Below are 12,733 nucleotides of genomic sequence, written 5' to 3'. Positions count from 1 at the left end.
CCATGTCCGACCAGCGCCACCTGGTAGTGGTGGGAGCCTCGCTCGCCGGCTTGCGGGCAGTCGAAACCGCCCGTGCGGACGGATTCGACGGGCAGATCACCCTCATCGGGTCGGAACCCTACCTGCCATACGACCGGCCGCCTCTGTCCAAGGCCTACCTCGACCGGCTTCCCGATGGACAAGCACCGGCTTCGACGGAGTTCCGTTCCGAGGACATCCTTCGGGATGAGCTGAATGTCACTCTCCTGTTGGGCGTTCCGGCCTCGGGTCTGAATACCGCCGCACGGGTCGTCACGACTGCCGATGGCCGCGAGGTGTCCTACGACGCGCTGGTGATCGCTACGGGTGCCGATGCCCGCACGTTGCCCGGCACAGAGGGACTCGACGGGGTGCATACCCTACGAACAGTGGACGACGCGGTCGCTGTCCGCGCGGCTCTCGACTCCGGCGCGCGAACCGTCGTCATCGGTGCCGGATTCATCGGTTCCGAGGTTGCGTCCGGTGCACGCAAACGAGGCCTGTCGCCCGTCGTCGTCGAGGCTCTTCCGACTCCGCTCGTCCGTGCAGTAGGGCAGCAGATGGGTGCGGCACTGGCGTCGTTGCACACCCGCAACGGCACCGATCTGCGTTGTGGCGTCGCGGTTGCCTCCATCGAGGGTGACGGCAAAGTCGAGCGGGTGGTCTTGACCGACGGCACGGTGATTCCGGCGGATCTCGTGGTGGTGGGCGCGGGTGCGAATCCCGGTGTCGGCTGGCTCGAAGGATCAGGCCTGGAACTCGACAACGGTGTCGTATGCGACGAGAACCTGTGGACCGGAGTGACCGGCGTGTATGCCGCGGGTGACGTGGCTCGCTGGCGCAACGGGGTGTTCGATCGTCTCATGCGCCTCGAGCACTGGACCAGTGCTGCGGAGCAGGCTGCCATCGCGACACGAAATGCACTGAATCCTGGAGAGTTCAAGTCGTATTCGACTGTTCCCTACTTCTGGTCGGATTGGTACGACGTCCGTATCCAGTTCGTCGGGTCTCCGAATGCCGACGAAATAGTGGTGGTCGAGGATCTCGACGCCGATGATCGGATCGTAGCGCTCTACCGTGAAGATGATCGACTGGTCGGCGTACTGACCGTCGACGGACAGACGGAGATCATGAAGTACCGCGGAAAGATCCTCAAACACGAAACGTTCGTCGACGCAGTAGCGTTCGCGGAGAAGCGCAAGGCGGCACGGGCCGCGAAGCGCGAGGTCGCCAAGGCGTCGGTCTGATCCGTCCCCGGGTTGCCGGGCAGGCCATGCACTGTGATTGCACATCTGCATGGCCTGCCGAACCGAACCGCAATTCCCCACGCCTGCTTCGGGCGTGGGATTTCCGTTATCTGGGAGGAAACCATGCAGACAGCGCCGGACTTCACTCGAGTTTTCGCACGAGACAGGGCATCGGCGACGATGGGTGTCCGGACCCGACCGGGCACCGACGGTGAGGAATTTCTTCAGGATGTTGTGCCACGTCTGAAAGAGGACCCGACCGGCACGTCGGTGTGTACGTACGGGGCAATGATCGATGCATGTGTCGGGTCTGCCGCGATCAGGGATCCTTCGAACGATCAATTCTATGTAGGGAGCCGGCTCAGCCTGAATTGGACGGGTCGGGTGCCCGCAGGCGGCGTGGTCACCGCCTCCAGTCGGCTTCTCGGCAGGGACACGACCGCCGGCACAGTCCTGGCCGCCGCTACGATCCGTCATGACGAGCTGGTCCTTGGACACGTGACCTGCCGGGGTGTTGCAGTGGGTACGACCGATTCCGCGCTCGCGGAGCCGACGAATTCGCTTCCGGATGGCCCGGAGGTCATCGAGCCAGGACTCCACAGTCTAGGACTGGACTTTCTCACGCAGGTCGGCCGAGATGAGCCGATTCGGGGCGTGTGGGCGCCCGAACCGTGGATGGAGAACGGGCGCGGCACTGTGCAGGGCGGCGTCGTCCTCGCGGTTGTCGGTGAGATCGCCGAGTCGGTCGGTGATCGTTTCGTGCGGCCTGGACAGCGCGCAAGTCTGATGGACGTCGATGTGAGCATCCTCGGTGCTCCCACTACCGACTCGAATTACGACGTGGCCTGTCGCGTGATTCGCGCGGGTCGTCGGATCGGCGTGATGGAGATCGAAATCGTCTACGGCGAAAGACATCTCATATATGCCTCGGCGCAGGTGCTCATATCGTAGCTGTTGACAGCAGAGCGGTCGACCCCTGAACGTACTCACACCGCACATAAAGCGGCGGAGTCCTTCCGAGAACAGGACTCCGCCGCTGTGAGTTACGTCCACATTCGGTGCAGGTGTCGGTACGACCCGGTGGCTCTCGTCTAGCTTGCAGGAGCCGCCAGATAGGTATCGCGCAACTTACCTTTGACCAGTTTGCCGGTAGGTGTACGCGGTAGTTCGTCGACAAAGTCGACCGACCGCGGCGCCTTGTAGTGTGCGATCCGTTCGCGCACGTAGTCGATGAGTTTCTGGGCCAAGACATCGGATTCTTCGATTCCCGGGGCGACTTGCACGACGGCTTTGACCTGTTCGCCCATCTCGGCATCCGGGACACCGATGACCGCAACGTCGAGGACGGATGGGTGCAACGCCAGCACGTTCTCGACCTCCTGCGGATAGATGTTCACGCCGCCCGAAATGATCATGAACGACTTCCGGTCGGTGAGATACAGGAAGCCGTCTTCGTCGAGATAGCCGACATCGCCCACGGCAGTCCAGTAGGGGTTCTCGGGGTGTTGTGCAGCTGCTGTCTTCTCGGGCGCATTGTGGTAGGAGAAGGGGAGGTGGTCGCGCTCGAAGTAGACGGTGCCGATCTCGCCGGTGGGCAGTTCGTTGCCGTCGTCATCGCAGATGTGGACCGTGCCGAGCACGCACCGGCCGACCGACCCCGGATGCTCGAGCCAATCGGTGGAATTGATGAAACTGACGCCGTTGGCTTCGGTTGAGCTGTAGTACTCGTAGACGATCGGTCCGAGCCAGTCGATCATCGCCCGCTTGACATCCGGTGGGCACGGAGCCGCCGCGTGGATGAGAACCCTCAGAGTCGACAGATCATGGCGGGTTCGGGATGCATCGTCGAGCTTCAGGATCCGCACGAGCATCGTCGGAACCATCTGCGACGCCGTGATTTTGTACTGCTCGATATGACGGAGGGACTCTTCCGGGTCGAACTTCTTCGCGATGACCACCGTTCCACCGATCGCGTGGATGATGCCGCCCCAGCGCAGGGGGGCAGCATGATAGATCGGTGCAGACGAGAGGTAAACGTCCTCTTCGGTGATGCCGAAGACGAACTTTGCCAGCGGAAAAAGCGGATCGGGGTTCTCTGCGATCGATCCCTCTGCCATCTGGGACTTCACGCCCTTCGGGAATCCGGTTGTCCCCGAGGAATAGAGCATGATTGCGCCGGCAGGCTCTTCGTCGAGACGCGCACCTGCGGCGGACAGCGCCGCCGCGTACGAATCGAATCCGTCGACTGCACCCCCGAAGGCCAACCGCGTAGACAGCGAGTCGATGCGGGCACCTACCTCGGTGCCCAGCTCTCCGAGTGTGGCGGAGACGATCAGAGCCTTGGCGCCGGAATCCTGGACGATGTAGGTGACTTCTTCGGCGGAGAGATGTCGATTGACTGCTGTGATGAACAGCCCGGAGCGTTGGGTGGCCCAGAAGACCTCGAACGCTTCGACGGCGTTATCGCTGAGCAGGGCTACGACGTCGCCTCGTCGTAGCCCCGCATCGTGAAGAACACGGGCCAGTGCGGCCGAATTGTCGTCGAGCTGTCGATATGTGAGGCTACGGTCGGAATCGGCGAGAACGACCGCGAGACGATCCGGATTATTCTGTGCGTGGATGCCGGGATACATGGCGAACCTTTCGAAGGAGATTCGGGATCAGCGAGATTCGAGAAACCGGAATGTGCGCTGTCGTCAGAAGAGTTTGCGCATGATCTTCAACGTCGTATCCGTGTAGGGCGGATAGGTCAGCTTCAGGTCGGGACGCTGGGGCTTCACCAGCACAGACTTACGGTGGCTGAGCGCCTCGAAACCGTAGCGGCCGTGGTAGGACCCGATACCGCTGGCCCCTACACCACCGAAGGGCAATTGTGGAGCAAGTACATGCATTCCGACGTGGTTGATGACCGAGCTACCTGCACTGACTGCGCGCAAGAACCTGCGTTTGACCGGAGTGGACGAGGAGAACAGATACGCAGCGAGAGGTTTGGGCCGCGAGCGGACGAAGGCGAACGCTTCATCGGCGGAGTCGACCGACAGTACCGGAAGGATCGGTCCGAAGATTTCGTCGGTCATCAAGGCGTCGGACGGGGAGGGATCGACCACGATGGTGGCCTCGATCGTGAGTGCCTGACGATCGGTACCCCCGCCCGCCACGATCCTGCCGTCGGTGGTGGCGAGATAGGACCGGAGTCGATCGAATTGTCGTTGGTTGACCACACGCAAGGCGAGATCCGGTTCTGTGGAGCGGAACTCGCGTACCGCACCGGTGATCTTGGCGACGAGTGCATCACGGACGGAGCGCTCGACAAGTACATAGTCGGGACTGATGCACGTCTGGCCGGAGTTCATGAGTTTGAGCCAGGCGACCCGGCGTGCGACGACATCGAGGTCTGCATCGGCCGTGACGATCACCGGTGACTTGCCGCCGAGCTCGAGCACAACGGGTGACAGCAGCGGCGCAGCGGCGGCCATGATCTTGCGTCCGACCTCCGTGCCACCTGTGAAGAACACATGGTCGAAGCCCTGGGCGATCAGAGACTGAGTCACCGTGGCATCGCCCTGGACCACAGCGATCGCGTCGGAGTCCAGGTAGTGGGGAAGTAGTCGGGCGAGTAGTTCCGACGTAGCGGGTGCCAGCTCGGAAGGTTTGATCACCGCGCAGTTGCCGGCGGCAACCGCAGCGACGAGAGGACCGAGAGTGAGATAGACAGGATAGTTCCACGGACCGATGACGAGGGCGATGCCGAGCGGTTCGTACTGGACCCATCCGAGAGCCGGAAGTTGATTCAGGGAAAGTGTTTTCGGTCGAGGAAGCATCCACGCGCGAAGACGCTTGCGGGCATATACGGCTTCACCTTTGGTGGACGCGATGTCACCGAGCCACGCTTCGGCCGCGGTACGCCCGAGGTCGGTGTGTAGGGCGGCAGCAATCTCGCCCTCGCATTCCTCGAGCAGTCGCTCGAGGCCGCGCAGTTGTCTGATCCGCCATGCAGCGCCGCGGGTACGGCCGCTCGCGTGCACGTCCCGAAGTCGGGCGACAAGGTCACCGAACGTATTCGATGATGAGCCATCCGTCGTATCGATCTCTGTCGTTGTCATCGGGGATCTCCGTCAGATCTCAGGGGTCGGAACCAGGCCGGTCAATACGACCCCACTGATACCACCGTCGACAATCAGTGAGGTTCCGTTGACCCATCCGGCGTTCGGCGAAGCAAGGAACAGGATCGACGATGCGATGTCGTCGGGGGTGGCGTGGCGCCCGAGAAGCGTGGCGATGCCGTCGATGTTGTCTTCACCCATCGAGACGCGGAAATCCTCGAGGATCGGGGTCTGCACCGGCCCCGGAAGAATCGCGTTGATTCGTAACCCCATATCGTTCAACGCGACGCCCATGGTCATCACGTACACAGTGGCCACTTCCTTGGAGAAGTTGTACGCGTTGCCCTTCTGAGGGTTCGCGGCGAACCAGGCGGCACCTTCCTCGAAGGTGTCGGTTGCAAGAAGTTCCTTGATGGTCTCGAGACGGTTCGGCCAGCCGTAGCCCGCACTGGAGGAAACCACCACGACCGAACCTCCGGGTTCGAGCAAGCCGAGGGAGGACTCGATGAGATGTCGCATTCCCAGCACATTGACTGCGATGACCGTGTCCGCCGGGGACGTCCCCGGAACGCCTGCGACGTTGAGCAATGCGTCGAAGGTGCCGTCGAGCTGAGCGACCGCGTTGTCGATACTGTGGGGATCGGCCAGATCGACGGTGATGTGGGTATCGACCTCAGCAGTGGGGGCGTTCCTGTCGAGGCTGACCACGTGTGCGCCGCCCGCCTTCAAACGACGGACGGTGGCGTCGCCGATGCCGGATGCAGCGCCGGTGACAATGACGCGCTTGCCTGTGAAATCGGACATGACTCTCCTTGGCAAAAGCTGGATTCGGGCCGCGTCAGTGCGCGACAGGGCAACCGGTTGCTGCGTGCATTCGTTTGACCGCGCCGGCGAAGTTGCCCACAAGTAGTTCGGGCTCGGTGAGAGAGAGATCCGGGACGCGATGGAAGATCTGGTCGAACATGTGGCGCAGCATCGATTTCGCGAGGAAACTGCCGATACAGAAGTGGGGTCCGCCGCCACCGAATGCAACGTGCCCTTGGGGTTTCCGGCTGATGTCGAACGTCCACGGATCGGCGAATACGGTCTCGTCCCGGTTGCCGGAGGCGTAGAACATCACCACCCAGTCACCCTTGCGAATCTGCCTGCCGCCGAGTTCCGTGTCCTGGGTAGCGGTCCGCCGGAAGGTCATGATGGGGCTGACCCAGCGCAACACTTCCTCGACGGCGTTCGCGATGCGTCCGTCGAAGTCTTCGAGGAGGTATGCCAGCTGGTCGGGATTCTCCAGAAACGCCTTGGTACCCAAGCTGATCGATGTACGAGTCGTGTCGTTTCCGGCGAAGGACAGCAGTACGAACATGGTGGCAAGTTCCTCGTCGGTCAGGCTCTTGCCGTCTATCTCGGCGTCGATCATGTTCGACCACACGTCATCGCGTGGGCAGGATCGTGTCAACTCTGCGAACTCGTACCCGATGGTCAGGTTCCCGATCGTTCCATCTGCAAGAACCTGAGCGGGTTCTCTGCCGGCTGCGACATCGGGGTCGTTCCATCCGGCCATCTCGTCCGCGTTGTGCGCGGCCTGGTCTCTGTATTGCTCAGGGAGTCCGGCGATTTCGTAAAATGTATTCATCGGCATCTGCTTCGATACGTTCTGAACGAAGTCGCCTTCGCCCAGATCGAGCAGACGATCGACGATGCCGACCGCGCGTTCGCGGATACTCTCATCTAGCTTCTTGATCTGTTTCGGAGTGAACGCAGTGCTGACGAGTTTGCGCATGGTCATGTGTTTTTCGCCATCCATGGCGAGAAATCCGGATGCAGCTTCGAGGATGTCCTGCGGAATCTCCTCCATCTGTATTCCCTCACCAGAGCAGAACAGTTCCGGGTGTGTGCTCACATGTTTGATCAGCTCGTGAGATGTCACTGCCCAGTACCCGTCGTTCTCGGGTGCCATCATGCCGCCCTCGGCCGGCGGTTGCCAGCTCACCGGCCTGTTCCGACGCAGCTCCGCCAGTCGAACGTCTCGTTCCTGTGGGCCCATTGCCCAGAACTGCAAGCTCGATACGTCAACCGAGTCGTACTCGCGATCGGCCGATTGTGTGCTCATCGGTAGCGCTCCTGAGGTTCGGTCATGGGTTAGACGAGAAGATCGTTGCGGCCGTGGGACTTCAGGGCGTCGATGTATGCAGGAAAAAGCTGCTTGCTGAGCGGTGCGAGTTTGAGGAGGCTGGCGACGTTGCCGTCGACCTTGATCTTGCCCTTCGCCATGGCGAGGGGGAGGTTGACCTTGCCCTGCCAGTAGGCATTCCCGGTCTCGGCGGTCATCGTCATCGTCGCGTTCGGGGCAGCGTCTGTGCCGGCAGGTAGCACCGCTCCGGAACCGAGATCGACGATCAGGTCGGTGTCGGGGTCGGTGAACGTCGAGCGAAGGACGACGCCTGTCGCCGCGAGCTTCGCCCGTAGTGCGTCATCGGCAAATGCGGACTCGAAGATGCCGCCGATGTAGAGACGGACCTCATCAGAGGAGGTGAAAGCCATTTTCTGGTTCCTTCGTGTTGTGGAGTGAGCCATCACGGGGCGATGTGAACTGGATCATCTTTTGAACAGAATCTAGATTATGTTCGACGCGCGGTCAATGGGCTCGTAAGGATGAGACAATCGGAATCCGAGAATGGAGGTGGTGGATGAGAGGGGCTACTTCGAAAGTCGCACTCTACGACGCGGCGATCGACATGCTTGCCGCGAACGGTGCCGGCCGCCTGAAGGTGACGACGCTGTGCCGTCATGCAGGCGTGACGACGGGCGCGTTCTACCACTACTTCGATGGTTGGGAGAGCTTCAAGCTGGAGTTTCTCGACTATTGGTCCGCACACCTGACGGAACACTTTGCCCAGCTTGCGCAGGAAGAGCCGGATCCAGAGGCTCGATTGGGTCTCCTTGTCGATTTTGCTTGTGCCCTACCGCATCGCGCGGAGGCTGCCATCCGCTCGTGGTCGGTGAGCGATGACGATGTCGCTCGATCGCTGACGGTTGTCGACGACATGCGCCTGGCCATCGCGACCGACGTCCTCGTCGGAGTATTCGAGGATCGGGAGAGGGCGGAGCGCGTCGCGGCCTTCGCGCTCTGCTTCCTGACCGGATACCAACACCTGGCGCCCCGCCGGGATATCGATTTCCTTCGCGAGAGTTTGCTCGACATTGTCGCGAATGTCGGCGCTTCGTCTGATCGCTAGGCTCTTCGTCCGCTCGGTCAGGTTTGGGATGGGGCATACGACCCAGGGCGAAAGGGTCCATAGCCACTTGACTTCTACTGTGTTCTTGTGGGATTCGGCATCGCATGGCAGGATGCTCGTGGCGACCGTCACAGTGTCGTGACTTCTTCTGCAAGCCAATATCTTCGCCCACCGTATCTGGGCTGCGTCCTCACTCCCTGACCATCAGGAGCCTCGTAAATCGTGTCTGCAACTACACCGAGGCCGTCTAACTCACGGCTTGCGACCGCTTCGCAACGCGGTCGTCACATCGCGAATGCGACTGCCCGGACAGTTGGATCGTTCTACGCGACAGCGCTCGAGACGCTTCGCGTCGGCCTCACGACGCGCTTCCGATTCCGCGAATTCGTCACCCAGGCATGGTTCGTTGCCGGCGTGTCGATCGTGCCGACTCTGCTCATGTCCATTCCGTTCTGTGTCATCGTTGTTTTTCAGATCAACCTCCTGCTCACCGAGATCGGTGCGATCGACTACAGCGGTGCGGGCGCAGGGCTGGCCGTGGTACGCGAGATCGGTCCGGTGGTCACAGTTCTCGTTGTGGCAGGCGCCGGTGCCACGGCAATCTGCGCCGATCTGGGATCACGAAAGATCCGCGAGGAGATCGACGCAATGCAGGTTCTGGGCATCGACCCGATTCAACGGCTTGTCGTTCCTCGCGTCGTGGCCTCGACCATCGTCGCACTGTTCCTCAACGGATTGGTGACGACGGTCGGACTTGTCGGCGGCTATGTCTTCGCGGTGTATCTGCAGGGGGCAACGCCCGGACAGTTCATCACGAGCATTCCTGTGCTGACGAATGTCACCGATCTGATCGTCAGTGAGATCAAGGCGGCAGTGTTCGGCATGTTGGCCGGTCTTGTTGCCTGCCATCTCGGGCTCGGCGCCAAAGGTGGCCCGAAAGGCGTTGGCGACGCGGTCAACCAGACCGTGGTCTTCAGTTTCGTGTTGTTGTTCCTGGCCAATTCGATTATCACCACCATTGCGCTGCAAATGCGCTGATCGGTGGCGAAGTAGGGATCGTACGATGAGTACTGCCGCACACCCGAGGTCGAGAGTGGGTGAATCCAGGGTTGGCGAATTACTCCGCCGGGCCGTCGAACGTCCGGTAGGTATCCTCGCAGAATGGGGGCGTCAGCTGACATTCTACGGCCGCGCGGTCGCCCACGTCCGTTATGCCGTTGTGCACTACAGGAAAGAGACCCTCCGTCTCATCGCCGAAGTGTCACTCGGTACGGGCGCGCTGGCTGTGATCGGCGGAAGCGTCATGGTCATCGGGTTCTTGACAGCCGCAGCCGGTTACGAGGTCGGCCAGCAGGGAACGAAGACGCTCGGAAGCGTCGGTATCTCCGCAATGGCGGGCTTCGTGTCGGCGTTCATCAATACCCGTGAAGCTATCCCTGTAGTGGCCGGAGTGGCCCTGACCGCGACTGTCGGAGCCGGGTTCACCGCTCAGCTCGGCGCAATGCGTGTGTCGGAAGAGATCGACGCCATCGAATCGATGTCCGTGCCCTCGGTTCCGTATCTCGTTACCACTCGAATCATTGCGGGATGTGTTGCGGTCGTTCCGTTGTATGCCATTGCCCTGATCATGGGGTACGCCTCCACCCGGATCGTCACGGTGTGGCTGGCGGGGGAGTCCTCGGGCACCTACGCCCACTACTTCAACGTCTTCTTGGTACCCACCGACGTACTGTGGTCGTTGCTCAAAGTGGTGGTGATGGCGGTGGTCGTGATGTGCGTGCATTGCTATCACGGGTTCAATGCGTCGGGTGGTCCGGCCGGTGTCGGAATGGCCGTGGGCCGCTCGGTACGCACGTCGCTGATCGCCATCATGGTGGTCGATCTTCTCATCGGTATCGCGGTGTACGGCAATCCTGCTTCCTCTGTGCGGATCTCGGGGTGACGGTATGAGCAGTTTCGAACCATCGACGAAGGCACTCGCGCTACGCGGCCTCGGATTGGTCGCGGGTCTTGCTGCTGCCGGAACCCTCTCGGTTGCCACCTACGCGCAGGTATTCACCCAGTCGGAAGGGATCACCCTGCTCACCGACCGTTCTGGCCTGCTCATGGAAAAGGGTTCGGATGTCAAGGTGGCGGGTGTTGTCGTGGGAACGGTCGACGACGTGCGGAGGGTCGACGACCACGTCGAATTGGCACTGGCGATGAATCCGGACGAGTTGTCGGGGATCCCGGCCAATGCGACCGCGGTTATCGAACCGAGCACGCTGTTCGGGCGCAAATTTGTCACCCTCGTTCCATCTGCAGAGTCCGTTGGATCCGTGCGACCCGGTGACGTTCTCGACGTGTCGACGTCGACGGTGGAAATGAACGACCTGTTCTCGGCTCTGGAAGGACTGTTGGAATCGGTCGACCCCACGCAGGTCAACACCACATTGACCCAGTTGGCGTCCGCGTCCGAGGGGCGTGGCGACACGTTCGGTGTGCTTGTGGACACCGCCGCAGAGTACTTGTCGGCGTTCGAGGACTCGATCCCGGCCCTGACGCGAGACATCGGAAAGGTCGCCGACAATGCAGACCTGTGGGGTGACGCTTCCCAGGATTACCTGGACGCGCTCGACCACGTAACGACGACCGGAACGACGCTTATCGAGGAGAAGGCGCAATTCGCCGCCTTCCTGGCAAGTTTGACCCACTTGGGTGGACGCGGCGCTGCATTCCTGGATGTCGCGGGAGAGCCGATCGTCGGAGCCGTGACTTCCCTCGAGCCGACGTTGGCTCTGCTCCAGGAAAAGTCGCCTTCGTTCGGGTGCTTCCTGTACGGGATGGACACCACGCGAAAATATCTCGAGCCGACCCTGGGCGGATCCCGTCCCGGGTTCAATGTGCTCTCGACGATTCTCTATGGAGATCCGGCGTACAAGAACGGAGAGAACCTCCCCCTCAATACTGCGGACGGCCCGGCAAAGTGCTACGCGGACACCTATAACGGTGGGCAACAGCCACCTCAGACCAACTTTGCCGATGGATCAGGCGCCTACCACTCGGAACTCGGGCTCGACGAACTCGCGACCTCGCCGCTGTGGCAGTTGCTGTACGGACCCGACCATCTGTTCTCGGGAGAGAGATGAACGCACGCTACCCAGGGTTGAAACTGATCGCCTTCATCCTCGTAACCACCCTCACAACAGCAATATTGGCAACAGTGGTGGGCAACATGCGGTTCGGCCCTCAGAACACCTACTCGGCAGTTTTCACTTCGGCGTCAGGGCTTGCTGCAGGAGAGGACGTCAAAATTGCAGGTGTGCCGGTCGGCAAGATTACCGACGTGCGCTTGAACTCACCCACCGACAGTATCGTGGAGTTCACCGTCGACTCGGAGCAAACGCTCTACGCCGGTGCCCGGGTAGCGATCCGTTACAAGAACCTCATCGGAGACCGCTACCTCGAGCTGGTGTCCGGCGACCCGTCCGCGCCGCTCGCCCACGGCTCGACGATCGGGCCTGAGAATACAAGCCCGGCAGTAGATCTCGACTCTCTAGTCAACGGTTTCCGTCCTCTTCTGCGTGGCCTGGATCCCGAGCAAGCGAATCGGGTCACTGCGTCCCTGGTCGGCGTTCTGAACGGGCAGGAAGAGCTGATCGGTGACCTGTTCGCCGAGATCGGTTCTCTGGGTTCCGCGGTTGCCGACCGCGACGCGGTAATAGGAACGTTCGTGACGAACCTCGACCAGGTGCTCACCGTACTGGCTGATCGAGATACTCAGTTCTCGGAAGTCATCGATCACATGAGTGCTATCACCGGCCACGTGAACGCCGACCGTGAGCTGGTGATCTCTGCGATGACCCAGGTCGATGCCGCTGCGTCGTCCACTGCCGATCTGCTTGCACGGGCTCGGCCGGATCTGAAGGCCGATATGGATACTCTGGCGGTGCTTGCCGGCAATCTGATCACGGATCAGGGCACGATCGACGATGCACTGACCGAACTGCCGAAGTTCTATCGAAGCGTCGGTCGGATGTCCTACGGCAACTTCGTCAACTTCTACCTGTGCGGACTTGCAATCCGTTATCCGGACGGAAGCGGTCATTCCGATACTCCTATGCTCGTCTCCCCCGTCGAGAGGTGCAACTGA

General features: G+C 61.2%; 12 protein-coding genes. 7 read left to right on the top strand and 5 right to left on the bottom strand.

Going from position 1 to position 12,733, the window contains the following annotated elements; genetic code table 11:
* Window positions 1-2 precede the first annotated feature (2 nt).
* Together ACFWB0_RS09080 and ACFWB0_RS09075 are read left to right on the top strand one after the other, a co-directional pair.
* Entirely contained in the window at window positions 3-1,265 is a 1,263-nt protein-coding gene (locus ACFWB0_RS09080) for an NAD(P)/FAD-dependent oxidoreductase (protein ID WP_378490105.1), read from the top strand.
* Window positions 1,266-1,784: 519 nt separating this feature from the next.
* Window positions 1,785-2,216 carry a PaaI family thioesterase gene (locus tag ACFWB0_RS09075; RefSeq protein WP_378490104.1) on the top strand — a complete coding sequence of 144 codons (432 nt, stop codon included), beginning with the start codon at window positions 1,785-1,787 and terminating at the stop codon, window positions 2,214-2,216.
* 140 nt (window positions 2,217-2,356) lie between these two features.
* On the opposite strand, the gene ACFWB0_RS09070 is transcribed toward ACFWB0_RS09075, so the two are convergent.
* From ACFWB0_RS09070 to ACFWB0_RS09050, 5 genes are all read right to left on the bottom strand, one after another.
* Complete coding sequence (locus ACFWB0_RS09070; protein ID WP_378490103.1) at window positions 2,357-3,898, bottom strand: AMP-binding protein; 1,542 nt, start codon at window positions 3,896-3,898, stop codon at window positions 2,357-2,359.
* Between the two features lie 63 nt (window positions 3,899-3,961).
* Window positions 3,962-5,368 (bottom strand): aldehyde dehydrogenase family protein, encoded by a 1,407-nt coding sequence (locus tag ACFWB0_RS09065; protein WP_378490102.1) that lies wholly within the window; start codon window positions 5,366-5,368, stop codon window positions 3,962-3,964.
* Between the two features lie 12 nt (window positions 5,369-5,380).
* Entirely contained in the window at window positions 5,381-6,172 is a 792-nt protein-coding gene (locus ACFWB0_RS09060) for a coniferyl-alcohol dehydrogenase (RefSeq protein ID WP_378490101.1), read from the bottom strand.
* 34 nt (window positions 6,173-6,206) lie between these two features.
* Window positions 6,207-7,475: a cytochrome P450 gene (locus ACFWB0_RS09055; RefSeq protein WP_378490100.1), complete on the bottom strand. Its 1,269-nt coding sequence runs from the start codon at window positions 7,473-7,475 to the stop codon at window positions 6,207-6,209.
* Between the two features lie 29 nt (window positions 7,476-7,504).
* On the bottom strand, window positions 7,505-7,906 hold the full coding sequence (locus tag ACFWB0_RS09050) for an SCP2 sterol-binding domain-containing protein (protein ID WP_378490099.1): 402 nt from the start codon (window positions 7,904-7,906) through the stop codon (window positions 7,505-7,507).
* Between the two features lie 146 nt (window positions 7,907-8,052).
* Here ACFWB0_RS09050 and ACFWB0_RS09045 point away from each other — a divergent pair, with 146 nt between their 5' ends.
* The 5 genes from ACFWB0_RS09045 (at window position 8,053) to ACFWB0_RS09025 (ending at window position 12,733) form a co-directional block, all read left to right on the top strand.
* Window positions 8,053-8,601 carry a TetR/AcrR family transcriptional regulator gene (locus ACFWB0_RS09045; RefSeq protein ID WP_378490098.1) on the top strand — a complete coding sequence of 183 codons (549 nt, stop codon included), beginning with the start codon at window positions 8,053-8,055 and terminating at the stop codon, window positions 8,599-8,601.
* 288 nt (window positions 8,602-8,889) lie between these two features.
* Window positions 8,890-9,639 carry an MlaE family ABC transporter permease gene (locus ACFWB0_RS09040; protein WP_378490142.1) on the top strand — a complete coding sequence of 250 codons (750 nt, stop codon included), beginning with the start codon at window positions 8,890-8,892 and terminating at the stop codon, window positions 9,637-9,639.
* Window positions 9,640-9,664: 25 nt separating this feature from the next.
* Window positions 9,665-10,543, top strand: coding sequence for an ABC transporter permease (locus ACFWB0_RS09035; protein WP_378490097.1), 879 nt, complete (start codon window positions 9,665-9,667; stop codon window positions 10,541-10,543).
* Between the two features lie 4 nt (window positions 10,544-10,547).
* Window positions 10,548-11,729 (top strand): MCE family protein, encoded by a 1,182-nt coding sequence (locus tag ACFWB0_RS09030; protein ID WP_378490096.1) that lies wholly within the window; start codon window positions 10,548-10,550, stop codon window positions 11,727-11,729.
* Window positions 11,726-12,733, top strand: coding sequence for an MCE family protein (locus ACFWB0_RS09025; protein WP_378490095.1), 1,008 nt, complete (start codon window positions 11,726-11,728; stop codon window positions 12,731-12,733). Before ACFWB0_RS09030 ends, ACFWB0_RS09025 begins: the two co-directional genes overlap by 4 nt.

The sequence above is a fragment of the Rhodococcus sp. NPDC060086 genome (assembly GCF_042730275.1).
Classification (GTDB): Bacteria; Actinomycetota; Actinomycetes; order Mycobacteriales; family Mycobacteriaceae; genus Rhodococcus.
The sequence above is the reverse complement of the archived record's forward strand: the minus strand, read 5'-3'. Positions and strand labels throughout refer to the sequence as shown.